General features: G+C 60.9%; 21 protein-coding genes. 11 read left to right on the forward strand and 10 right to left on the reverse strand.

The window, feature by feature from the left end; all coding sequences use genetic code 11:
• Positions 1-52: 52 nt before the first annotated feature.
• A complete protein-coding gene (locus tag C1896_06220; protein AZZ44546.1) occupies positions 53-544 on the forward strand; it encodes a cupin domain-containing protein in 492 nt (163 codons plus the stop codon).
• A gap of 165 nt (positions 545-709) precedes the next feature.
• Here the strand turns inward: C1896_06220 and C1896_06225 are convergent, their stop codons facing one another.
• The 3 genes from C1896_06225 to C1896_06235 all read right to left on the reverse strand — a co-directional run bounded on the left by C1896_06225 (position 710) and on the right by C1896_06235 (position 5,604).
• Positions 710-2,236 carry a phosphate ABC transporter substrate-binding protein gene (locus C1896_06225; protein AZZ44547.1) on the reverse strand — a complete coding sequence of 509 codons (1,527 nt, stop codon included), beginning with the start codon at positions 2,234-2,236 and terminating at the stop codon, positions 710-712.
• Between the two features lie 136 nt (positions 2,237-2,372).
• The gene (locus tag C1896_06230) at positions 2,373-4,094 is read right to left on the reverse strand and encodes a hybrid sensor histidine kinase/response regulator (GenBank protein AZZ44548.1); all 1,722 of its coding nucleotides are present in this window, start codon (positions 4,092-4,094) and stop codon (positions 2,373-2,375) included.
• On the reverse strand, positions 4,078-5,604 hold the full coding sequence (locus tag C1896_06235) for a circadian clock protein KaiC (protein ID AZZ44549.1): 1,527 nt from the start codon (positions 5,602-5,604) through the stop codon (positions 4,078-4,080). The genes C1896_06230 and C1896_06235 overlap by 17 nt, the downstream gene beginning before the upstream one ends.
• 461 nt (positions 5,605-6,065) lie before the next feature.
• On the opposite strand from C1896_06235, the gene C1896_06240 reads away from it, so the two are divergent.
• The 5 genes from C1896_06240 to C1896_06260 all read left to right on the forward strand — a co-directional run bounded on the left by C1896_06240 (position 6,066) and on the right by C1896_06260 (position 13,940).
• Positions 6,066-7,376 carry an ABC transporter gene (locus C1896_06240; GenBank protein ID AZZ47549.1) on the forward strand — a complete coding sequence of 437 codons (1,311 nt, stop codon included), beginning with the start codon at positions 6,066-6,068 and terminating at the stop codon, positions 7,374-7,376.
• Positions 7,377-7,440: 64 nt separating this feature from the next.
• Positions 7,441-8,142, forward strand: coding sequence for a short-chain dehydrogenase (locus C1896_06245; GenBank protein AZZ47550.1), 702 nt, complete (start codon positions 7,441-7,443; stop codon positions 8,140-8,142).
• A 359-nt stretch (positions 8,143-8,501) separates the two neighbouring features.
• Positions 8,502-10,238, forward strand: a complete 1,737-nt coding sequence (locus tag C1896_06250) for a GGDEF domain-containing protein (GenBank protein AZZ44550.1) — start codon at positions 8,502-8,504, stop codon at positions 10,236-10,238.
• A 512-nt stretch (positions 10,239-10,750) separates the two neighbouring features.
• Positions 10,751-11,527 (forward strand): glycosyltransferase, encoded by a 777-nt coding sequence (locus C1896_06255; protein AZZ47551.1) that lies wholly within the window; start codon positions 10,751-10,753, stop codon positions 11,525-11,527.
• Positions 11,528-11,978: 451 nt separating this feature from the next.
• Positions 11,979-13,940, forward strand: a complete 1,962-nt coding sequence (locus C1896_06260; protein ID AZZ44551.1) for a chemotaxis protein — start codon at positions 11,979-11,981, stop codon at positions 13,938-13,940.
• Between the two features lie 110 nt (positions 13,941-14,050).
• Here the strand turns inward: C1896_06260 and C1896_06265 are convergent, their stop codons facing one another.
• Together C1896_06265 and C1896_06270 are read right to left on the reverse strand one after the other, a co-directional pair.
• Positions 14,051-14,401, reverse strand: coding sequence for a hypothetical protein (locus C1896_06265; protein AZZ44552.1), 351 nt, complete (start codon positions 14,399-14,401; stop codon positions 14,051-14,053).
• A gap of 29 nt (positions 14,402-14,430) precedes the next feature.
• A complete protein-coding gene (locus tag C1896_06270; GenBank protein ID AZZ44553.1) occupies positions 14,431-14,718 on the reverse strand; it encodes a metal resistance protein in 288 nt (95 codons plus the stop codon).
• Between the two features lie 114 nt (positions 14,719-14,832).
• Between C1896_06270 and C1896_06275 the strand changes: the two genes are divergently transcribed.
• The 4 genes from C1896_06275 (at position 14,833) to C1896_06290 (ending at position 19,058) form a co-directional block, all read left to right on the forward strand.
• Complete coding sequence (locus C1896_06275) at positions 14,833-15,192, forward strand: hypothetical protein (GenBank protein AZZ44554.1); 360 nt, start codon at positions 14,833-14,835, stop codon at positions 15,190-15,192.
• A gap of 46 nt (positions 15,193-15,238) precedes the next feature.
• On the forward strand, positions 15,239-15,976 hold the full coding sequence (locus tag C1896_06280) for a hypothetical protein (GenBank protein AZZ44555.1): 738 nt from the start codon (positions 15,239-15,241) through the stop codon (positions 15,974-15,976).
• 12 nt (positions 15,977-15,988) lie between these two features.
• Entirely contained in the window at positions 15,989-16,651 is a 663-nt protein-coding gene (locus C1896_06285; GenBank protein ID AZZ44556.1) for a transmembrane anchor protein, read from the forward strand.
• A gap of 460 nt (positions 16,652-17,111) precedes the next feature.
• Positions 17,112-19,058: a DNA topoisomerase III gene (locus tag C1896_06290; GenBank protein ID AZZ44557.1), complete on the forward strand. Its 1,947-nt coding sequence runs from the start codon at positions 17,112-17,114 to the stop codon at positions 19,056-19,058.
• Positions 19,059-19,065: 7 nt separating this feature from the next.
• On the opposite strand, the gene C1896_06295 is transcribed toward C1896_06290, so the two are convergent.
• Positions 19,066-19,380 (reverse strand): hypothetical protein, encoded by a 315-nt coding sequence (locus C1896_06295; protein ID AZZ44558.1) that lies wholly within the window; start codon positions 19,378-19,380, stop codon positions 19,066-19,068.
• Positions 19,377-20,072 carry a branched-chain amino acid ABC transporter permease gene (locus tag C1896_06300; GenBank protein AZZ44559.1) on the reverse strand — a complete coding sequence of 232 codons (696 nt, stop codon included), beginning with the start codon at positions 20,070-20,072 and terminating at the stop codon, positions 19,377-19,379. The genes C1896_06295 and C1896_06300 overlap by 4 nt, the downstream gene beginning before the upstream one ends.
• 186 nt (positions 20,073-20,258) lie before the next feature.
• On the opposite strand from C1896_06300, the gene C1896_06305 reads away from it, so the two are divergent.
• Positions 20,259-21,203, forward strand: a complete 945-nt coding sequence (locus tag C1896_06305; protein ID AZZ44560.1) for a methyltransferase — start codon at positions 20,259-20,261, stop codon at positions 21,201-21,203.
• A 163-nt stretch (positions 21,204-21,366) separates the two neighbouring features.
• On the opposite strand, the gene C1896_06310 is transcribed toward C1896_06305, so the two are convergent.
• The 3 genes from C1896_06310 to C1896_06320 all read right to left on the reverse strand — a co-directional run bounded on the left by C1896_06310 (position 21,367) and on the right by C1896_06320 (position 24,096).
• On the reverse strand, positions 21,367-22,641 hold the full coding sequence (locus tag C1896_06310) for a hypothetical protein (GenBank protein AZZ44561.1): 1,275 nt from the start codon (positions 22,639-22,641) through the stop codon (positions 21,367-21,369).
• A 50-nt stretch (positions 22,642-22,691) separates the two neighbouring features.
• Positions 22,692-23,171, reverse strand: coding sequence for a curli production assembly protein CsgB (locus C1896_06315; protein AZZ44562.1), 480 nt, complete (start codon positions 23,169-23,171; stop codon positions 22,692-22,694).
• 88 nt (positions 23,172-23,259) lie between these two features.
• A complete protein-coding gene (locus C1896_06320; GenBank protein AZZ44563.1) occupies positions 23,260-24,096 on the reverse strand; it encodes a curli production assembly/transport protein CsgG in 837 nt (278 codons plus the stop codon).
• Positions 24,097-24,106 lie beyond the last annotated feature (10 nt).

Below are 24,106 nucleotides of genomic sequence, written 5' to 3' on the forward strand. Positions count from 1 at the left end.
CAATTCGGCCATGAAACGGCGCCCGACCCAACCATTTAACGCGGAGAGACCCATGCGCACGCTACTGTTGACCCTGTTTATCTCGACCCTGGTGCCGATGGCATTCGCCGATGAAGGCAACGCCGAAGACCAACGCATTGCCGCCGCCGGCAGCCAGGCATCCATTGCCGGCCCCGATGCATGGTTTACCGGGCGCGCCCGCATTGACCCGCTCTACAGCGCGACCAAACACATGAATGCCTCTGGCGCATACGTCACTTTCGAGCCTGGCGCCCGCTCGGCCTGGCACACCCATCCCAAGGGCCAATACCTGATCGTCACCGCTGGCGTGGGTCGCGTCCAGCAGTGGGGCGAACCTATTCAGGTGATCAAGCCGGGCGACGTGGTCTGGTGCCCGCCGGGCGTTAAGCACTGGCATGGCGCTGCGCCCGAGACCGCTATGACACACATCGCCGTGACCGGGACTGACGAGCAAGGCCAGAACGTCGAATGGCTCGAAAAGGTCAGCGACACGCAATACCAGCGGAACTCCTCCAGGCAATAGAGGCGCTGCGTGATGCGGTAAACCCCCAAGCTGCCGAGCGTGCCGGCTCAGCAACGGAACCTGCGGTTCGCTAGCGCGGCTCGTTCTACTACCGAAGCTGCGATGCGGGATTCATCAATGTCGCGCTGATCGTCGCGCCTCGGTGGGTGGGGACGTCGCCTAAAGTCAGCGTGCCGAATCGTGCCCTTGGCTGGGCTTGAGTTCGAAGGCAATGGACCAGTTGTAGAGCGGGTAGGGCTTGCCGACCAGCGCCTCGATGTTTGCCTCTTCCGGCATGCCTTCGTCGGGCAGGTATTCATAGTTGGCGTCCGCTACGGTCGGGTCACTGTCATGCAGCTCACCGGCGCCGCCTGTTGCATGGCTGGCGTAGCGGATGGTCGGGATGCCCACCAGATCGCGCCCGACGACCAGCCGCAACACGGTATCGGCGGCGGCTTCGATGTTTTCCACCGGCACCTTGCCCTTGTCATCGGTGATGACGAAACCATAGTTCTCGATCATCTGCGCCTTGTGCCCGAGATAGGGCTCGCTGAATGCCAGCGGGGGATGTGGCACATGGAAGTCCATCAGGATTTCACGGCCTTCGACCGTCGCGCGCAGCGGTGATAGCGGTTGCCAACCACGTTGCTCGACCACCACTTGATGGAACACCTTGCCGAGCATCTGGCCGAACCAGCGATAGCCATTGGCGGATAGATGCGTGCCTTTGTCGACGTAAGGATAGACCGGGCCGGCGAGGTACCAGTTGGGTTCTTCCTTCGCCAGTTCCCACTGCGCAAGGCCGATGTCCAGGCTGCCATCGACGACCGACGTCTTGGCGTCGGTCTGGTAGCTGATGAACGCCGGCATCCGCTTCTGGCCGATGGCCTTGGCGGTGTCCTCGTTCAGGTCGTTGCGTAACTGACGCAGCATCTTCTTGTAGGTGGCCTTGTCGTTGATGCCGCCCTGGACTTCGGCATAGTCGTATTCGCCCTGCAACCAGAACAGCGCGCTGAGGGTGTAGCTGGCGTCATCGGCTTGCGCGACCTGCCGGGCCTGATCCACAGCCTGGAGTACTCGCTTGTATTCGTGGGTGCCGCCGACCTTGGATAGTTGTGTGATGGAACGGCCGGAGGTGGCGGCGTTGCTGGCGACGAGCAAATGCTCTGGGTCGGCCTCGATGCCTTTGCTGTCGAGATAGAGCCGCCGGGCCATGTTCAATGCGCCCACCTCGACCGACTCGCCTTCTTCCTGCGCCTGTGCTTCCAACTGCGCGACGGCCTCGGCATCGAGCAGAACCTTGGGGTCGCGCTTGAGCTGCACCACCGCCTGCAGCGGCTTGAACGAGGCGCCACCGACCGGCACGAAACGATCACCACTGAAGGTCGCTGAGCGCGTCGCGTCGCCCAGCATCAGGTTGTCGTAGCCCGGCTTTTTCGACAGCGCGGGCCAGCCCTCGGCTGCCGAGGCCAGCGACTGACCGAAGGTGATGATGTGGTTGTACTTCGCGTCGAGCGCTGGCGGCTGATGCTTGGGTTGCTCGATCATCTGCTGGCTCCAGCGCTTGTTCTGCGCGTCGCGCGCCGCGATAGCCTGTTCATCGGCATGGGCGAGCAGTGCGGCGCCTGATAACAGCAGGCCGCTGAAGGCATAAGCAATCGGGGTGCGAGGGGCCAGGAAGGTTCGGCGGGACTGGTTGTCAGCAGTGAGCATCGATCGGTTCCTTGTGATTGAGGCGCAGACGAGCGCGATGCAAGAGGAGGCGGCCGGATGCGGTGTACCGCAAGCGTAGGGCAGGCGTTTCGACGGCCTGGGATGCGCTTAGTTCTGGTGGAGTGCGCGACGGGCCCTAGCCATCAAGGCGATGCACATCGCGAGCGGCAAGGCTGTGGGGGGCCAAGATGGTTTCGACCACGCCCTTGAGGGCCGCTGCCAATTCTTCCAGCCGGTAAGGTTTGGCCAGCACCTGTACGCCTTCGGCTTCGGCCGTTTGCTTGATTGCCTCGGCGTAGCCACTGGTGAGCAGAACCGGCACACCGAACTGGCGCGCCCGGATTTCCCGGGCCAGCTCCAGGCCGTTCATGCCGCCGGGCATCATCACGTCGGAGAACACGACGTCGACTTCCCGCTCATTGGCGAGCGCACCCAGCGCTGCCGCGGCGCTGGCGGCATAGGTCACCTCATAGCCGAGGTGTTCGAGCATCTCGCCCACCAGTGCGGCCACTTCGTCATCGTCATCAACCAGCAGTACGTTGCCGGCCGAGCGTCGGGCGGGCTCGTTCACCAGCGGTTGGTCTTTCGCCGGGCTCGGCAAGTTGACCGAGCGCGGCAGCAACATCACCACACTGGTGCCCTGGCCGCACTCGGTATCAATCCATACCGTGCCGCCGGATTGCCGCGCGAAGCCGTACACCTGCGCGAGGCCGAGCCCGGATCCCTTGCCGATTTCCTTGGTCGTGAAGAAGGGATCGAAGACCCGATTGCGAACATCAGCTGGGATGCCAACGCCGGAATCGATGACCGCCAGGCGAACAAAATCGCCCCGACGACCCAGCACCTGCTCGCCGGGTGCGTTGCAGGCCTGCAGAAGAATCGAGCCACCTTCAGGCATGGCATCGCGCGCATTGACCGCGAGGTTGAGGATGACCAGCTCGAGTTCGCCTGGATCCACCTCGACGGGCCATAGGTCTGCTGCAAATTCTTCTTTCACGTGCACATCGCCGCGCAAGCTGCGGTCGAGTAGTTCGCGCATCTGGCTGATCCGCTGAGCCAGGTCGACGGCTTCCGGCGCCAATGACTGACGGCGGGAAAACGCGAGCAGCTGACGGGTCAGTGCCGAGCCGCGCTGGGCGGCTTGTCGCATGCCGTCCATGAGGCGCTTGCGGCGCTCCGGATCGGCGCGGCGATCAAGCATGTCGAGCCCGCCAGAGATCACCATCAGCAGGTTGTTGAAGTCGTGGGCGATGCCAACGGTGAGCTGGCCGATGGCTTCGATCTTCTGCGTTTGCCGCAGGGTTTCTTCGATGTGCGCACGCTCGGCCATCTGCGTGCGCAATTCGAGGTTGGTGCGTTCCAGTTCGCTGGTGCGCTCCACCACCAGCGCTTCGAGCTCTTGTGAGGCCCGTTCGCGCGCGTCGATCAATGTGCGCACTTCGTACTGGCGCAGGCGACCCCGTACGGCGGCCTGAATGGCGCTGGTCAGGGTGATGCTCTGCACGGGCCGCTCCAGCAGCGAGACGTTGCGCAGCGCCGCCACCATGCGCTGACGCCAGGCGGCAACGGCGGGCTGTTGGTGCTTGCTGGTGAGGACCACGAACGGAAAGTCCGACCAGGGCGGTTGCTGATCGACCCAGTCGGACAAGGCCTGTAGATCATGGCCAAAAAGGCCTTCTTCGGCGATGAACACCGCCGAGGCATCGGTTTCGGCGCGTTGCAGCACTTCATCGACGCCGTGACAGACCACCGCATCCATGCCGCTGCGGCGCAGCAGTTCGGCTGTGGCCGGGCCGTCCCGGCCGATGGGGGCGTAGACGACGATCAGCGGATGCTCTGGTTTAGTGGGCGTCGTCATGCTCGTCTGTCAGTAGCTGAGTCGCATCACCGGTGTATTCCGGTGTGCCCGATAGAATCCCGCTGAAGTGACTCAGCGGTGGCCCGACCTCGACGCCGGTAGTGCTGAGCCGGTATTCGCGAACGGTGTTCTCGTGCCGCCCGCTGCGCTTCTTGACCACGGACAAGGCCCTGCGGACGATACCGGCGTGCTCGAAGTAGCGCAGCATGATAACCGCATCGCTGAGGTAGCTGATATCGATTGGCGTATCCATTGGTCCCACCAGCCCATGCTGGGCCAGCACCATGATGCTGATGACGCCTTTTTGTCCCAGGTAGCTCAGCAGCTCGTGCATCTGCAGGATCAGGAAGCGGCCATCCGGCATCGCATGCAGATAGCCGTTGAGGCTGTCCAGGATTACCAACTTCGAGCCTTGCTCTTCAACGCTGCGACGCACGGCTGCGGTGAATTCACCGGGCGACAACTCAGCCGGGTCAACCTGTTGCAGATGCAGCAGGCCCTGTTCGATCCAGGGCTCCATGGCAAGCCCTAGCGACCGTCCGCGCGCCAGCAGCGTGGCGATGTTTTCGTCGAAGACGAAGAAGGAGACCTGCTCGCCGCGCTTGCACGCGGCGACCGCAAAACTCAGTGCCAAGGACGACTTGCCGACGCCCGCTGCCCCGACGAACAGCGCGTTGGTGCCACGCTCCAGACCGCCGCCGAGCATGGTGTCCAGGGCGGCATTGCCGGATGAGGCCGCCTCGCCAATGTAGCGGGAGTGATGCTCGGCCGCGATCAGACGAGGGAAGATCTGCAACCCGCCTTTGCGGATGACGAAGTCGTGATAGCCGCCGCGAAACTGGATGCCGCGCATCTTCACCACGCGCAAACGCCGCCGCTCGGCGCCGTAGTCGATGGCCAGCTGCTCCAGCATGACCACGCCGTGGGAGATCGAGTGAAGCTGCAGGTCGCCCAGTTCCGAGGTCTGGTCGTCCAGCAGGATCACGGTGCAGCGGCGGGTGGTGAAGAAGTGCTTGAGTGCCAAAACCTGACGCCGATAGCGCAGCGGGCTTTGCGCCAGCAATCGCATTTCCGAGAGGCTGTCGAAGATCACCCGGGTCGGGTTGGTTTGTGTCACGCGGTCGAATACTTGCTGAGTGGTCTCGCTCAGCTCCATCTCCGCCGGGTGCAGGACAGTCAGTTCGAGTTCGGGGTCGAGGCTGGCTTCTGGAGTTACCAGCTCGAACACATCGATGCCTTCGAGCGACCACCCGTGCCGCTTAGCGACCAGTTCCAGTTCTTGCTTAGTTTCCGACAGGGTTACATAAAGGACCCGTTCGCCCTGACGAACGCCCTCCAGCAGAAATTGCATGGCGATGGTGGTTTTACCGGCGCCTGGGCTGCCTTCGTAGAGGTACATCCTGTTCGGGTCCAGCCCGCCGCCAAGGATATCGTCCAGGCCTTCGCTGCCGGTGGAAATGCGAGGGAAGTCTTCGTTCGGGTTGAAGGAAGGATCAATGCGATCGGTCATTCCGTACTCCTTACGCAGGCTTCTGTATGAATGAAGCCGCGTTTGTTGTTCCCGCGTTTGTTGTTCCTGCCGGCCGAGTCCATCAATTCAGAACAAAGGCCATGCGGAACACGCCCGTAAAGTGCCTATTCGGCGGGTCGGGCTAAAACCCTCTCGAGCAATCGCCAGGGGCATACCGAGCGAGCGTGTTACAGCCGTGCGGCGGACGATAGCCGAGGGGCGCAGTCAGATATTCCGACTCGTTTTTCCCTGGCCCGTTCCGTGTCAGCCTGTTCACCAGGCGCGCTCAGCCGGTTCTATTGCGGGCTTGATAGCCCGCCAGGCCTGGCTTACCGACGTTCCGCTTGTTGCATCGAACAGGCTACTGACGAGGTGACGACGCAACAGGTTGCAACCATTGACCCTTGGTTCATCTGGTCGGCTGCTCCATGATCAGGCTTTGCCTGCCGCGGGTAACCAGCATGTCTCGTTTCTCTCGCCCATCGGCGTCTGCACTCGGGCGCTTTCTCAATCTCGGCGGCACCGGCGCACGAATCGCCGGGAACCTGCTGGTGCAGCGCATCACCCCCGGCAAGGCACGTATCGACTGGGCGCCGATCGGGGCGTTGCTAGGGGATACGCTGGGGCAGATGAAAGGCCCGGTGCTCAAGCTCGGCCAGCAAGCCTCGCAATGGCAGGACGTCCTGCCCCCACCGGTCAGCGCGGCGTTGTCTCGTCTGCAGAATCAGGTGCCGTCGCTGCCGTTCGCCTCGCTCGAATCACATCTGCAGCGTCGCTATGACGGGCGCTTGTACGAACTGTTCGACACCATCGAAGCGCAACCCGCCGCGGCGGCGTCCCTGGGGCAGGTGCACCGGGCGCGTGACCAGCAGGGGCGGGCGTTGATCATGAAAATCCAGTACCCGGGCATCCGCGCCATCTGCGACGCCGACCTGCGTCAGCTGCGCCGGCTGATGCCGCTGGGGCGATTGTTCGGCACGCCATCGGCGCGCCTCGAATCCGTGTACCGTGAGTTGCAACGCGGCATCGACCAGGAGCTCGACTACGACGCCGAGCGCCAAAGCCTAGAGTGCTTCCGGCAGCACTTTGCGGATTGGCCAGGTGTGCATATTCCCTTTGCCGCAACGGAGCTGTGCCGCCCAGGTGTGCTGGTGCTGGAGGAGCGGCCGGGGCGCTCAATGAACGAGGTTGAACAGGCGCCCGCCGAAATTCGCCAGCAACTGGCCGAAGCCCTGTGCGACTGGCTTGCCGAACAGGCGTTCGGCCTCGGGCAGCTGCACGCCGATCCGCACCCGGGCAACCTGGCCTGGACCGAGACGGGGGAGCTGGTGGTCTACGATTTCGGCAGTGTCGTGCCACTGCCGGAGCGTTTGCTGCGCGCTTATGTGCAGATCTTCGATGCCCTGCGCGGCCCCTCCAGCGAAGCGTTGGAGGCGGGCTTCCAGGCACTCGGCGGTCGCCAGCCCGGCAGCGCGCCGCCGCATAGTCTGTATCGCCGCATCCATCTGCTGCTGCACTCGTTGCTGCAACCGGGCGCGCAATGGGATTTCCGCGGCGCATCGCTGCATCAGCAACTGATCGAGCTTTCGCCGCTGTTGATGTCGGCGCTCGGCAGTTTGCAGCCCGCGTCCGGTACGCTGCTGGTCAACCGCACGCTAGAGGGGCATTACTGGAACCTCTACCGACTCGGCGCGTGCCTGCCGGTGGCCGACCTGCTGGCGAACCATATCGAGCAATGGCGTGCCGGCCTGCAAACCAATAAACCGGGCTAAGCGCTCGATCTGAACTGAGCCCGACCCACCCAACCAGGCCGGATCTCGGCCAGAGGCAACCATGATGCATATGGAATCGTTTCCCGAGGGCTATCGCGTGCTGGTCATTGGTGCCTCCGGTGGCATCGGGGCTGCGCTGGTAGACGCGTTGCGCACGGACCCACGCTGCGCATCAGTAACGGAACTGGGGCGCTCGACTTCGCCGCCGCTGGACTTGTCTGATCCGGTCAGCATCGAGCAGGCCGCGGCGGAGCTAGCCGGACATGGGCCTTTCCACCTGATCATCAACGCCGCCGGCGTGCTGCACAGCGATGCTTTCATGCCGGAAAAACGCCTCGCTGACCTCGACCATCAACAGCTACTCGAAACCTTTCAGGTCAACACCTTTGGCCCGGCGCTGCTGCTGCGGTATTTCTCGGGATTGCTCGACCGTCAGCGGGGCGTGCTGGCGATGCTCTCGGCCAAGGTCGGCAGCATCGGCGACAACCGCCTCGGTGGCTGGTACAGCTATCGTGCCTCCAAGGCCGCGCTGAACATGCTGATCAAGACCGCCTCCATCGAAATCAAGCGCAGCCAGCCGAATGCCTTACTGCTGGCGTTGCATCCAGGCACGGTCAGCTCGAATCTATCCCAGCCCTTCCGCGGCGCCGAGATTGGCCGGCCTGCCGCCGATGCAGCGCATGATCTGCTGCGCGTTATCGACGGGTTGGGACCTGAGGCAAGCGGTGGGTTTTACGCCTATAGCGGTGAAGCGTTGCCCTGGTAGAAGCGGGCGATGAAGTAGGGAGGGCAGGACCGCTGATTTTCAGCTACATAGGGTGTGTCGTTTCTAATTGCTGGTGGCGCGGCAGCTTGAGGTAACGCGGTTCGACTGATCTTGAACTAAATAGCCTTCAGGAAACGGTTCAACAACCGAGCGCAACGGGACTTACGTCGAGCCTTCCGCGAGGGGAAAGTATGCTCGAATAGTCTTCCCTGCCACGGGCCCCTAGCATCTGTCAGGCGCGCTCCCTCTGTTCATGATTTCACAATGGGAGTGATGGTCCGTTATGCGTATATTCCATTAAAGAACCGCAGCGCTACGTATGACCCGTGCACACGCGAACATAAGACAGGCTTTGGCAGATGGATCTATATAAGCAGGTATTGTTCGCGTTTATGTTGCTGCTGGCAGCGGCGCAGACACGGGCAGCACCAGAGGTAGTAATTGGCGAGCACCCGATCAAACAGACCGATTTTCGGATGGGCTATTTTGTCGATGCCTCGCACAACCTGACGTTTGACCAGGCCAGAGCCCAGCCATTTAACGAAACTGGCAACCGGACCTCTCTTGGCGCTGATGCAAGGGTCGCCTGGTACCGGCTTATTCTGCGCAACGCATCGGATACGGATCAGAAGCTGTTTATTCACCTTCCGCATGCATACCATCTACGCTCAGTTGAAATTTATGAAGAACGGGACGGCCAGCTGCGGCAACGCGAACAGCTTAATATGAACCAAGCTGCTGATTCCGACTTGATGTTTCGCGGAACTTTAGTTTTCCCGCTGGCGCTTCCCGCGCAGCAGTCCACCACGCTTTACTTGCGCAGCGTATCTTATTCTCACCAATGGTTCGCGATCGATATTTATAACGAAAGAGCGTCGCGTCTGGCATTGGTAAGTGTTAATACCGACATCGCTCTTATGGTCGGCATGCTGCTCGCTCTAGTGTTCTACAATGCGCTGCTGTATTTCGCCACCAGTAACAGAGAGAACATCTACTATTCGCTTTATCTTATCTCTGGGCTGGTCTGGATCGCGCTCTCCTACGGCCTGATTGCCAGCGTGTTTGATGGGTATGGCGACGCAGTTTTCCAGCTGAACATGTCGCTGATTACGATGCCCATCTTCTTGCTGCTGTTCATGATGTCAATCTTCGAGACGAAGTTGTTCTACCCCACCGAGCATCGCTTTCTGCAAGCGCTGATTGCGCTCCTGGCGGTCACCTTCATATGGTCCCTTTTTGATATTTCTGCTGCGCTCAAACCGGCAAGCAGTCTGGCAGCGCTGATGATGCTGGTCACCTTTTCGGTCAGCATCTCGCTGTATCGCAAAGGTCATCCGCTCGTAAAGTATTTCCTGGTTGGCCACAGCTTCTTCGTACTATTCAATATTCTTGCCGTGCTTACTTATAAAGGCATCCTTTCACCGACCTATGTAAGCAGTCATGGGGTTGGCATCGGTATCGTGCTCGAAGCGCTGACGCTGGCATTCATCATCTCGCACCGGATCAAGCTGCTAGAGGATATGCGTGCCTCTCAAGAGGATTTGAAAAAGCAGGCGGACACTGACCCTCTGACCAAGCTGTATAACCGACGGTACTTCTTTCCAGAATCAGATTACTTACTCAATCTGGCCAGAAGCTCCCGCACTTCGATATCGATCGTGACGCTCGATATTGATCATTTCAAACGCATTAACGACTCCCACGGCCACGCCAGTGGCGACCAAGTCATCAGGCACTTGGCGAAAACGCTGAAAGAAGAAAGTCGCACTATTGACCTGGTTGCTCGTTTGGGCGGCGAGGAGTTTGTCGTTCTGCTGCCAGGGGCTAACCTCATGGAGGCTGGCCAATTTGCCGAGCGCATCCGTTGCGCCGTGCAGGCGCTGGAAGTTACGTCCAGCATAGGCGAGAACATTCACGTCACCGTAAGTATCGGTGTCGCAGAGATCGATACCACCCAAGAGAGCATCGAGTCCGCACTAGCGCGCGCCGACGGGGCGCTGTACGAGGCTAAGGAAAGCGGTCGCAACCGCGTGTGCCAAGCAGAGCCCTCTATGGTTTTTAGCATCGAAGCGTTGGCTGATCGCGTAAGCGATTGAACCGATTGGTGTGCCCGTTGTGACCCAGCCGCCTGACCATCGGCGGGACGGATTGGACAACTCTACTATATAGCCATATGGGTGGGTCTTGCCTGCCGCGCATCGCTGCTGATGCGCTGCGGCATCGCATAGGATCCCGTGACGACCTGATGCGGTTGTTCCTCTGCGACTACCTCTCCCTCACGCCAGTGCCATTGCCCAGGTGCTCGATTCCACACGGCGTTGCGTTGCGAGCTGGCCGAGCACTGTCCCCATCCTCAGTGATCCGACACAGCTGCCGAATCGACCGCAAATGCGTGTCAGACGGCAGCGCTGCAGGTTGATCGCCACGGACGCGTCAAAGCCAGCTGTTCGCCGTCCGGTTCCTCGCCGCTTGGCTCGAACCTCTGCGTTCGATCGGGTTCAGTTTAAGAACCATGCAAGCTTCAGCGGCGTTTAATGCTGGCAGAGCTTGAACGCACCCGTATGCGATGCCCTATGTCTGACGAGGAGACAGCGTTTTGCAAAAGCTTTTGGGACCCAAGGAGCCCCATGCAGACGAGCGACCGTCCAGTTGCAACAGACAAAGCACAGTAAGAGGGTTCGATATCGAGTTCTATGACGGATCGAATGCTGAGCTCATCGCCCACATCATCGAGGCGAGCAACCGCGAGTTCAGTTATATCGTCACCCCTAACGTCAACCATGTGGTCCGGCTCGAAGACGATCCCGAACTGCGCCGCGCCTATGCCAACGCCAGCCACAGGATTTGCGACAGCCAGGTGTTGAAAGGCTTGATGACGCTGCTGCGCATCCCTGTCCCCGACGTTATCCCCGGCAGCGACCTGACCGGGGAACTGATGTGCATCGCCGAGGCGAAGAAGTGGCGGGTAACGGTGATTGGCAGCGACGCATCGGACATACGAACGATGCGCCTGCTATACCCGAATGTGACCTTTTTCCATCACACCCCGCCCATGGGCTTCGACGACAACCCGCAGGACGTTCAGACGTGCATGGACTTCGTCATCGGTCATCCTGCCGAGCTCGTGGTACTTGCCGTAGGTTGCCCACGTCAGGAAGTTCTGGGGCGACTGATTCGAGCAGATGGTCGAGCACGAGGGGTCGGACTGTGCGTCGGGGCGTCAATCGACTTCCTCTCCGGCAAGGTTAAGCGAGCGCCGAGATGGATGCAGCGCATGTCGCTCGAATGGTTGCACCGTATGTGCACCGAACCGCGACGCCTGGCAAAGCGCTACGCCAAAGATGCGGTTCGCATCATGCCTATCGTGTACCGGCAATTTCGGTGATGGCCGGAGCGTGACGGCCGTCGTTCCCTTTTACGACTGCCGTCCGACCCGACGCTGTCGTTGATCGGGTTGTAATCGAAAGAATTTCGCCAGCCCAACCCATGACGGCGCTGCCGCCGCCCACCCTCAATCGGGATAGGTCTACCGAGTAACGCACATCCCGACGAGCGGCGAGATATTGGCGTTACTAAATTGACTTGCGTCAGGGGTGGCTGAGGCTCAAACCGAAAAAATACCGCCCGTCAAAAACGGATTCCACGCAGCCTGTTCGGCATGCGTCGGCCTCTGTATTGGGCATCCACGAAAAGCTTCTGAGCATCTACTAAAAGCTTCGACCGCCCAAACAGACATAAAAACCGCTCTCAAGCATCGGAAGCATTGCATCCCGGTGCAGCGGAGCGAGAAATGCCCATGCCTGCGCCGCTCCGTGAAAACGGAGCATGAGGTTCCTATGCTGAAAAATATTCCCCTGAGCGCGAAGCTCGTTCTCATTCTTGCGTGCCCGGTACTCGGTTTCCTTTGGCTTGCCAGCCTGTACATCGCTAACAGCTACAGCACGCTGAAACAGATGGAGGACACTGTAGAGGCCAGCGTGGCCGCGCAGACCGTCAGCCGCCTGATCACCGCATTGCAGCGTGAGCGTGGCGCCAGTGGGGTCTACCTGGGGAGCCAGGGACGCACCATGGCGAATCGCCTGCCAGGCATGCGCCAAGCTACCGATGAAGCGTTGAGCGCCGTGAGGGAACTTGCCGCACGTGATAGCTCGCACATAGGCACTGTTCTAAAGGGCCTTGATGAACTTCCGGCATCGCGTTCGCAGGTCGACGCATTTGCGATCACCAATGTCGAGTCCGGTGCGCGCTTCACCGGATACATCAGATCCCTGATCGGTTTCACACATGCGGTGGAGCGCGGGGTGCAAGACGCCACGCTCGCACGAGCCCTAGGCGGCCTCAACCAGTTCATCGAAATGAAGGAGCGTGCAGGCCGCGAGCGCGCAATGCTGGGTGTTGTATTCGCTCAGGATCGCTTCGACGCGCCTTTGCTTGCATCCTTCAGCCGAAACCTCGGTGAATTCTCTGCCTATATGGAAGGCTTCCGTCGTGCGGCGGCGGAGGGTTTTACCCGTGCGCTGGACGAAAAACTGCAGCAGCCGAGCGCGCTCGAAGTGGCGCGGCTGCAACGCTTGGCTTTTGAGGTGCCGATTGGCCAAAGCCTGGGCATTGACAGTGAAAATTGGTTCGAGACAGCCACCAACCGAATCGATCTTATGGGTGAGCTGGAACAGGCACTGGCTCAGGACGTCGGGACCTTGGCCGCTCAGGCGCGCGACGAGGCACAGAGCGCCTTGTGGATGACCATCTCCGCAGTGGTCATCGCGCTGTTGGTAGTGATTGGCCTGTCCGTGCTGATCATTCGCAACATCAAACTGGCCGTTCGGGAGGTCAATCAGACGCTGCTCGCACTGTCGGCGCGGGATCTGACGGCCAAGTCGTGCTATGAGGGCAAGGACGAGTTCGGCGAGATCTCACGCAACCTCAACCTCATGGCGATGGAGCTGCAGCAGGTCGTTCAAGAGATCAGTGCCGCCACGGCGCAGGTGGCGACCGCCGCCGAGGAGTCATCCGCAGTCACCGTACAAACGAGCGAGAGCATCGATCGGCAGCGTCAGGGAACCGAGCTGGTGGTGACCGCCATCAACGAAATGAGCGCGACCGTGCGCGATGTGGCCAGAAGCACAAACGATGCGGCCGAACTGTCGCAGCAGCTCAACGCCAATACCGCTCAAGGGCGAGCCGAGGTCCAAAGCACCATCGGCCTCATCCGTGAGCTTTCTGACCAAGCTGAGCAAACGGCTAGCATCATCGCGGACCTGAAGCGCGAGAGCGATTCCATCTCGTCTGTGCTGGATGTGATCCGTGGGATTGCCGACCAGACGAACCTGCTGGCGCTCAACGCGGCCATCGAAGCTGCCCGAGCAGGGGAGCATGGGCGTGGGTTTGCGGTCGTCGCGTCTGAGGTACGGACGCTTGCTCAGAAGACCCAGGAGTCCACCGGAAATATCCAAAGCATGATCGCCAACCTCCAGGGCGGGGCTGACCGGGCGGCTCGCTCGATGCAGGAAACGCTCGCCAAAGCGCAGAGCGGCTCCAGCAACATTGGCCGGGCGGGTGAGTTGCTTGCAGAGATAGCTGAAGGTGTTTCGGCGATCAGTGATCGCAACCTGCAGATCGCCACGGCCGCGGAGCAGCAGAGTGCGGTGGCCGAAGACATCAATCGCAACATCGTCGAAATCAACGATGTCGCGATTCAGGTGAGCGCGGGCGCAGAACAGACGGCCACGACCAGCCTCGAACTCGCTCGCCTGGCTGAACAACAGCAACAGCTGGTGGGACGGTTCAAGGTTGCTTGAGCCGTGAGCTGTCGGGTGACTTTGTACTGTCCCAAAGTAGCCGTGCGCGATTGGCAGAATCGTACCTAGAACAGTGCTGCTACTGCTTCACAGCTGACCTCAGTCGCCCATCACAGCAGTTCTATGCCGAAGCGGCGCATTGCTAGAGCAAACAGGGCGAAACATAGGCACGTGGCCAATGCGTAACCCGCCAGTGCCAGCCAGAAGCCGAAGCGAGACATTAGGAGCGGGAACATCAACAGCGCCGGTAGCGTGGGGATCACATACCAGAAGGTGTACCAGGCATGGTTGGCGATCTTTTGTCCCGGCTGATGCTCGATGTGCAGCCAGATCAAGGTCAGCACCGTGACTATGGGCAGGGCGGCGATGACACCGCCAATACGGTCGCCATGCTTGGCCGCTTCGGATACCAGGACCACCATCAGTGCAGTAATCAGGTACTTGGTCACTATCCAGGTCATGGCGTGCTCCGCTGGGCGGCCAAAGAAGCTCAGAGGTACTTGGTGATCTGCTTGAAGTCGCTCAGCGCGGTGGTGTCACCCGGCTCGGTGGCCGCGAGCGCATGCTCCAGACAGTGGTCGATGTGGTCCTGGATCAAGGTGCGCTTGGCCTGGCAAACCGCTTTTTCTACCGCGTGTAGCTGCTGGGCAAGGTCCACACAGGGGCGACCGGCCTCGATCATGCCCACGATGCTGCGCAGATGACCTTCGGCACGCTTCAACCTTTTGATGATATCGCTATGACTTTGGTGCTGATGGGCGTGTTCTTGATCGCTCATGCCTTGAGTCCCATGCCTCGATGACTTACGCTCTGATCCTATCCCCCTGGGGGGATATGGCAAACCTGTCGTTGTCGTCGGGCGGCCAGCCGAATCTGTAATCGAAGACACATCATGCTCAGTAAACCGGTCAGTGCTCAGTTAACGTTTGTCCTTGCCCTCGTCATGCTAATGACATGGGCTGGGCATAGCGCCGCGCTTAGCTCTGGGGTGAGCCAAGGTGCGTGGAGCGGCGAGGACCATGCTCATGCGCATTCCCGCAGCACGGGTATTTCAGGCTGTGCCAGATGCGCCGATCACTACCACTCCACGCTTACCGCCGACCACGTGCACGAAACGCCATACCTGACCACGCTCCTCACCGTCAGTACGCTGCCAGAGCGTCCGCAGCCGATAGAAGCCACGCGCTACGCCATCCCTCCCAGTCCGATCTTCCTGATCGAGCGGCCACCACGCCCAAGATTCGCGCTCTGACACCGGCCGCTATGCGGCCAATACCACAGTCACTTAGGACTCAACCATGCATTCGCTATCCATGTGCGGTATGGGCGCATTTTCCGCGCGCCCAAACCGCTCGCTAATACTGCTGCTCTTGTTCACCGCATTGCTGTTTCTCGGCATGCCTGACGCGCTGGCCCACGCTGTTGCCGAGGGCGACAAGGGCTTTATCCAGGAAAGCTCCGGGGTGATGGTGCTGCCGTTCATTTACATGGGCGCCAAGCACATGATCACCGGCTACGACCATCTGCTGTTTCTGTTCGGGGTGATCTTCTTTCTCTACCGCCTGAAGGACGTGGGGCTCTACGTCACTCTGTTCGCCGTGGGCCACACGGTGACGCTGCTGCTCGGTGTATTGGCGGAAATCAACATCAGTTCCTACGTGATCGACGCCATCATCGGTTTCTCGGTGGTGTACAAGGCGCTGGACAACCTGGGCGCGTTCCAGCGCTGGTTCGGTTACCAGCCGAACACCAAAGCCGCCACGCTGATCTTCGGTTTGCTGCATGGCTTCGGTCTGGCAACGAAAATCCAGGAGTACGAGATCTCCGCGGATGGCCTGGTCGCCAACCTGATCGCCTTCAACGTCGGGGTGGAAATTGGCCAGCTACTGGCGCTGAGCGCCATTCTGATCGTCATGGGCTACTGGCGACGAACCGCCAGCTTCTGGCGCCATGCCTACACCGCCAACGTCGCCATGATGAGCGCCGGTTTCCTCTTGATGGGTTACCAGCTCACCGGCCTGATCGTCTCTCAGTAAGGAATTTGCAGAATGTTCAATACCACGCTTCCAACCCAGAGTGAATTGCCGACTAGCCGCCAGCTGCTGCGCTCCACTGTGATCGCAATGGGTGTTGCGGCTGCGTTGCTCGTCACCGTGGTGATGCCTTCTGAATACGCCATCGACCCAACGGGCGTCGGCCGCGTACTTGGCCTGACCCAGATGGGTGAAATGAAGGAGGTGCTGGCCGAAGAAGCGGCTGCGGATGCAGCTGTTCAGCCAGCGGCGGCCCCGGTCGTACAAGCCCCCGCGCCTGGTCAGGTGGCACCCCACGAGCAGGTTGCGGCAGCACCTGTGGCTGAGCCGGTAGCAGAGCCACAGCAAGTCCTAAAGACTGATGAAATGACTGTCACGCTGAAGCCGGGCGAGGCCAGTGAAATCAAGCTGGAGATGTTGGACAAGGCCACGGTTAGCTACGAGTGGGCAACCGATGGCGTTCCGGTCAATCACGACACCCATGGCGAGCCCTACAACGGCCCCAAGGGCTATTACCACAGCTACAGCAAGGCCAAGCAGGTCAAAGGTGATAAAGGCGAATTCACTGCCATCTTCGATGGCACCCATGGCTGGTTCTGGCGTAACCGAAGCAACAGCGACGTGACGATTACGCTGAAGACCAAGGGTGAGTACCTGAGCGTCAAACGCGCTATCTAAGACAAATAGCCCCAGCGTCGTAGGCGCTGGGGCTTTTAACTCTAAGATCAAGATTGAAGGAATACATGATGAACAACTCCATACGCTGAGCCGCTCCCTGCTGCTGGTTTGTCTGTTAGGTGTCGGCATGTGGCGACAGCGAGCCGGAGACCCAATCTGAGATAGAAAGTCACGGTCATTCTCACGCCTAAGAAATGGCAAGTTGTCTTGTTACGTGCAATGACTCCCTAATCGCTTGCACGTAACAATTGGCAAGCTCTACCTCTCATAAGCCTTGCTAGCATCCCTGAGAACTGTTGAGTGGCTGTTGCTAGCCGAAAGAAGACCTTTGTCGTTCCATCCACGCTGGATTTCACCACTATCATCATCCTTGGTCTGTATATCCATACAGATAAATCTTGCCTGCCGCGTCGTCGCTGCGCATGCTAGTCAGCATGGAAAATGACCCAGTGACGACGTGATGCGGCTGTTTCTCTGCGAAAAACCTTCTCAAGCCAAAGATATCGCTCAGGTGCTCGGCGCCTCTCGGCGGGGCGATGGTTGCTGGCTTGGTGCTGGCGTCACTGTGACTTGGTGCATCGGCCATCTGTTGGAAACCGCACCGCCGGACAGTTACGACGCGCGTTACAAGCGCTGGGTGCTGGCTGATCTGCCGATCGTGCCCGAGCGCTGGATGATGCTGGTCAAGCCCAAGACCGCCAGCCAGTACAAGGCCGTGAAACGGCTGCTGGGCGAAGCCAGTGAACTGGTGATCGCCACCGACGCCGATCGCGAAGGGGAGATGATCGCCCGCGAACTGGTGGAGCATTGCCGTTACCGAGGGCCGATCCAGCGACTGTGGCTATCGGCGCTGGATGATGCCTCGATTCGCAAGGCGCTTGGCGGGCTGCGTGCGGGTGCCGAGACCTTCAACCTCTATCAGTCGGCTTTGGGTCGCTCCCGCGCCGATTGGCTGATCGGCATGAACATGAGCCGACTGTTCACCCTGCTCGGGCGGCAGTCCGGCTACCAGGGTGTACTACCGGTTGGTCGGGTGCAGACGCCGACGCTGCGCCTGGTGGTCGACCGTGACCGCAGCATTGCGGACTTCGTGCCGCAGCCATTCTGGGCCATCGAGGTGCAGCTTTTGGGTGACGATCCGGTGCCCTTTACTGCGCAGTGGCGCGCGCCGGAGGCACTCTGCGATGACCAGGGGCGTTGTCTCGACCAGGCGTTAGCGCAGCGAGCAGCCGAGGCCATGCGCGCGGCGGGCAGCGCTCGGTTGCAACGACTCAAGACCGAACGCATGCGCGAAGCGGCGCCGTTGCCGTTCGATCTGGGCACCCTGCAGGAAATCTGCTCGAAGAAGCTTGGCCTGGGTGCTCAGGAAACGCTGGATATCGCCCAGGCGCTCTACGAAACCCACAAGCTCATCACCTATCCGCGCAGCGATTGTGGCTACCTGCCGTTGAGTCAGCACAGCGAAGCACCGGGCATTCTGGCAGCGTTGGCGCAGGCCGATCCATCCCTCGGCGAGCTCGCACCGCACCTCGAACCCCGGCGTAAGTCGCGCGCCTGGAACGACGCCAAGGTCGGCGCGCACCACGGCATCATCCCCACGGTGGCGGCTCGCGCCTTCGAGCGGCTGTCGGGCAAACCGCGGGCGGTGTATACGCTGATCCGGGCGCGTTATCTGGCGCAGTTTCTGCCCGCGCATGAATACGATCGCACCCAGGCTGACTTCGACTGTGCCGGCGAGGCGCTGCGGGCCGTCGGCAAACAGATCGTCGAGCCGGGTTGGAAGCGCGCCTTGCCCGAGGCGCTGGCGGCCAATCGCGGCCGTGAGGCGCCAGGGCCACAGACACTTCCGGCGCTGCGTGAGGGGCAGATATGCCCGATCCACGACCTGACCTTCAAGGACCTCTGGACGCAGCCGCCCAAGCCCTTCACCGAAGGTGATCTGATCAAGGCGATGAAGAACGTGGCCAAGCTGGTGGACGATCCCAAGCTGAAGCAGAAGCTCAAGGACACCACGGGTATCGGCACCGAGGCGACGCGTGCGGGGATCATTCAGGGTCTGCTTGACCGCGGCTACCTGACCAAACAGGGCAAGGCGTTGGCGGCAACGCCCGCGGCCTTCAGCCTGATCGACGCAGTCCCGCGTGCCATCGCCGACCCAGGCACCACGGCGATCTGGGAGCAGGCGCTGGACATGGTGCAAAGCGGGGAGATGAGCCTGGATGAATTCGTCAGCAAGCAATCGGCGTGGATGAGCAAGCAGGTCGAGCGTTGCAAGGGCGTTCGCCTGACTATCAGCGGGCCCGCCGCGCCAACCGGTCGCGACGCACCCTGGAAAAAGCGCAAGGGCGCGGGCCGCAAAGCCGCACCCAAGACGCGCCGCGCTGCGAAGTCACCCAGCCCCGCATGACGGTCTGCTATCCGGCAAGCCAGGTCTGCAAGAGGTAATAGCAGGCGCTACCCAGCACCGCCGTGACGATCAGCCCCAGCCGTGTTGCCACAGCGATGCCCGCTACCAGCGCCAATGCAACGGTGGCGGCGAGCGGTGCCTTGGCGGCCTCGCTGTAGAGGATGTACACCGCGAAGTTGATGAACACGGCGGTTGGCAGCACGCGCTCCAGAATGCGCCGGGTCGCGTCACTCAGGTCGAGCGTGACGAACACCGGCAGGATACGCACCAGGCAACTGGTGGCGAACAGCGCCGCAATGGCCAGCAGCACGGACGTGTTCATGAGCGCACCCGCGCCAGTACGAAGGTGGCGAGCAGCACGCTTGGAATCCAGAAATACAGCGGCCCGAGCAGCATGATCAGCGCCACGGCGATCAGCGTGCAGAGCGCGACGGCCAGCGACAAGCGAACGTGGCTGACGCTGAGTTGGGGCAGGCGTGAGCGGAGCTGGCTGGCAGAGAGGAACATCAACACGACGCTTGCCGGGAAGCCCAGGTTCAGGTCGGCAGCGAGCCAGTTCGCCGGGATCAGGTTGCCGATCACCGCACCTGCCACGCCGGCAACTACCCAGGTGAGGAACAGCGTGGCGCGGATCACGGCCAGCGATGCCCAGCTGTCCTGTTCACTTTCGGTGGCATAGGCCTCGTCACCCAGCATATGAGCGAGGAGCGCGCGTAGCCCCCAGGTTCGCGGCAGCCGTGAGGCCGATACATAGGCGATGGGCAGGTAGCGACTGTTGATCGAAGCGGTGAGCAGCAACATGGTGATGAACCCGGCGCCGGAATCGGCCAGCGGCAGCACGGCAAACTGACCGCTGCCGGTGAACCCCAACAGGCCTATCAGGGCGACTTCCAGCGGGCTCCAGTCCGAGCGGCCGGCCAGCACGCCAAACAACAGGCTGACCGGGATGATCGCCAGCGCGGCGGGTGCGACGCGGCGCAGGGCGTCGACGGGTCGGTATGCGGTGGCTTCCATCTGTCGCTGTCCTTGATGGCTCGAAGGGTGCGCTCATCGCACCGGGCCGAACAGTCTAGACCGGGCGCTTCGTTGCTGTCTCGGCTGCGGTAGCCAGCAAGCGAGAGTCCGCCTGGCTGTCCATCGCCCCAGCAGGTATGGCGATTCGCGTTTAGAATGCGCGCGCCTTTTTCGAGACGATTGAACATGCAGCCAGATGCCCTCGCGACCCTCCAGCAGCACCTCAGCCAAGCCTTGTCCCAGGTGCCGGACGAAACCCGCCGGCTCTTTCATGGGCGCGGGCGCTGCTGGGCTGGGCTCGAGCACGTCACGGTGGATTGGCTGCAGGGCGTGGTGCTGGTTTCGCTGTTCAGGGAGCCAGCTGCCGAAGAACTGGAGGCGCTGATCGGGATGCTGTCGGCGTTGACCGAGGCACAGCCTTGGCAATCGAGCGGGGCGCATACCCTGCTGCTGCAGCACCGCTACCTGCCCGACAGTCATATGCAACCACTGCTTGGAGAGCCGCCCGAGGAGTGGGTGATCACCGAGGATGGCCTTCGCTACAAGCTCGACCTGGGCATCAAACAGAACAATGGGCTGTTTCTCGACATGCGCTACGGCCGGCGCTGGGTCCGCCAGCAGACGGGCGGCAAGCGTGTGCTCAATCTGTTCGCTTATACCTGCGGTTTTTCGGTGGCAGCCATTGCCGGCGGCGCGGAACACGTGGTGAACCTGGATATGGCGCGCGCGGCGCTCAGCCGTGGACGGGACAACCACCGGCTCAATGATCATGATTTGAGTCGGGTCAGTTTCCTCGGCCACGAGCTGTTCAAGTCCTGGGGTAAGGTCAAGAAGACCGGCCCTTACGATCTGGTCATCATCGACCCTCCGTCTTTCCAGAAGGGCAGCTTTGCGCTGAGCCGCGATTACCAAAAGATTCTCAGGCGTCTGCCCGAGTTGCTCACCGAAAGCGGGACGGTGCTGGCCTGCATCAATGACCCGGACACCGGTCCAGATTTTCTTATCCAGGGGATGGCGGCCGAAGCGCCGGAATTGGTGTTTCAGGAGCGCCTGGAAAACCCGCCGGAGTTCCCCGACATCAGCCCCGACAGTGGTCTCAAGGCTTTGGTTTTCACTCGTCGCTCGTCATAGACGCAGCGATCCGAGTCTAGGGCTGAAGCAACGCCAACAGACAGGCCCTGGCGCTAACGTATGGTTTGGCGAATAGCTCAGGTGGCGCCTATAGCCGGATTAGTCGATGTGGGATGGAAACGAAACTGCCGGCACACGGCCGGCAGTTTTGGCTGCTGCGATGTCAGTGTTGGCTGACGATAGCCATGTTGCTGAGGCCTGCCTGGCTGATCAACGCGGTGTTGCCGATACCGCTCTGCATGACGTCTGCGGCGTTGCCTGTGCCGTTCTGCATTACCGTAGCGGTGTGGCTCTGGCCGAGCTGAACCAGTTCCGCCTCGTTGAAGAAACCGTTCTGGCTGACGCTGGCCACGTTGAGGTCGCCGTCCTGGTCGATGTCGACGTTGTTGTTGACACCCGTGCTAGAGCCGGTGATGCGGTTGCTGTCACCTTCCTGATGCGCCGCCAGGATGTTGCCGACGTCCGACTGGGTGAAGTTCAGCTCGTTGTATTTGCCTTGCTGCTCGACGTTGGCTTGGTTATAGCCGCCGTGCTGGTCAACCTTGGCGATCTGGCCGCGTCCGTTCTGGTCGATTGCGGCTGCGTTATCGAGGCCAGTCTGGTTAGCGGTAGCTGTGTTGCCATTACCGCGCTGATCCAGGTTTGCATTGTTCAGGTTGCCCTGCTGATACACGAACCCGTTCTGATTGCTGCCGCGCTGGTCGACGTTCACCGTGTTGTATTTGCCGCCTGAGTAGGTGTAGGCCTCTTGATTGCTTCCGGTTTGACGCACGTCGGCGTCGTTCGCCGTGCCGATTTGCTCAACCTCGGCTACCGAGCCATTGCTCCAGGTCTGCGTCACCTCAGCCATGTTCTGGTCGCCCAGCTGATTGATCAGGGCGCGATCACCGGAGCTCAAAGTCTGGCTAACGGTAGCCTCATTGAGGTTGCCGTCCTGATACAGCGAACTCTTGCTGCCATTGACTGCGTACTGGTAGCTGGTCGCTGAGTTGCCGTTGCCTTCCTGCTTGGTGAACGCTTCGGCACCATAGCTGGCGCCCTGCTCAGTATTGGCAGTGTTGTCCTGGCCGCGCTGGCGCTGTTCGGCGCTGCTGCCCCAGGTGCCGCTCTGGCTGACGCTGGCTTCATTCGAGTGCCCATACTGCCATTGCACGGAGCGGCTGTTGATCGCCAGGGTCTGGTTGACGTTTGCCTCATTGAAATTGGCGGTCTGGGTCTGCAGGGCAGACGAAGACAAGGAGCCGGTCTGCTCGACCATCGCGTCGTTGCCCCAACCGCTCTGCACTTGTTTGGCTGCGTTGGAGCTGCCGTAGCTCTGGATGACCTCGGCGACATTATTGACGCCGTTCTGGCGTTGTTCGGACGTGTGATCGGCCGCCATAGCCTGAGCGGCGGCAACGGTCAGCAGGGCAGCTACTAGGGGTTTGATCTTGAACATTGTTGTCTCTCCATGAAATGTTTTCAGCGGTACTTCCTGGTGGTGCTTTTTTAGCGGTACTGGCGGACCAGCACGCTCAGACCCCGGCCATGCTGCGTGACGCTGCTGCTATGCCCAGTGCCGGTCTGTTCGATCTGCGCGTCGTTGTCCGCGCCGTACTGTTCAATGCGGGCCTGGTTGTAGCTGCCCGACTGAACAATCAATCCCTGGTTATGGCTGCCGTGCTGCTCGATGGATGCTTCGAACGCATAGCCGCTCTGGAGGATGAAGGCTTCCAGTGCATTGCCTGTCTGGCTGATATTTCCGCTCAGGCTGTCCCCAGCCTGGGCGAGGAACGCCAGGTTGCGGGTTTGGGAGCCGGTTTCGGTTTGTGTCGGTGCGTTTGCGCTAGGCCGACTGGAGGCGATTTCGTCAGGCGCGAGATCGAGCGAGGTCGGAAGGCTGGCGGCGAGCAGGGTGGGGCTGCCTAGTGCTGCGAAGAGCAGCGGCAACAGCACTGCTCTGCAAGCGATCCTTTGCGCGTCGATCATCAGTCATCCCTGGTTAAGTCGCGGTAGGTCATCCTGACCTAAACCGCGATCTGGCAAATCCATCGAACGGCTGAAACCGCTTCGTTTGCTATGGATTGGTTGACGTGCCGAGGTATTTCGCCAATTGAGCGTCGACCGCCGGGGAGCTGTCTGCGGTCTGCCACAGGCGCCGATCAACACCTTGGGCGATGAGGTGTGCAACCGCCGCCTCGATGGCGGACAGCACACAAAGCTGCGCCGGCTCGTTGGTGGTGTAGCCGGCCTCGGCTTCGAGCAGCTCCTTGAATTCGATGAACTTGTAGACGTTGGCGCTGCGTCCGATGGAATAGATCGTCTTGGTGGTCATCACGTTGGACAGCACCTGGCCGCTGCGTACGTCGATGGCGCGCAGGTTGACCGTGACCTGATCGACCCGATATTCCTGCGATACGCCGATGCCCAGATAACGAGCACCTTGCCCCCCACTGCGCACGTTGGTTTCGTAGGCGACGATGGCGCCTTCCATGATGATGTTGGCGGCCAGCAGCGACGGCAGCTCGGATTGGATGTTCGGCGCTACGTCCGGTTTCGCTTGTGATGCACGAATGATCTTGCGCTCGGTCAGCACGTTCTGCAGACCCTCACGCTCGAGCACGATGAACCAGCCGCTCGCCTGCATGGCGTCGACCAGCATGCTCGCTGCGCCCTGGGTTACCGCAGTGGAAAAGGAGCTGGCGGGGCTGGGCTTGTATTGCCCGGTCTGGTCACGAAAGCCATAGACCGCTGCTACCAGCGGGCCTCGAGGCCGAGGCAGCTCAAGCAGGTCCTCGTAGGTCGAAGTGCGCGGTGTCAGTGTTGGGGTTTCTTGGTCCGCCGACATTGGCTCGCGTACCGCGCAGCCCTGTAGAACGGCCATCATCCCGATGGCTACAAATAGGCTTCTCATGGCCTTTCCT

The sequence above is a fragment of the Pseudomonadaceae bacterium SI-3 genome (assembly GCA_004010935.1).
In the GTDB taxonomy this organism is placed as follows: Bacteria; Pseudomonadota; Gammaproteobacteria; order Pseudomonadales; family Pseudomonadaceae; genus Stutzerimonas.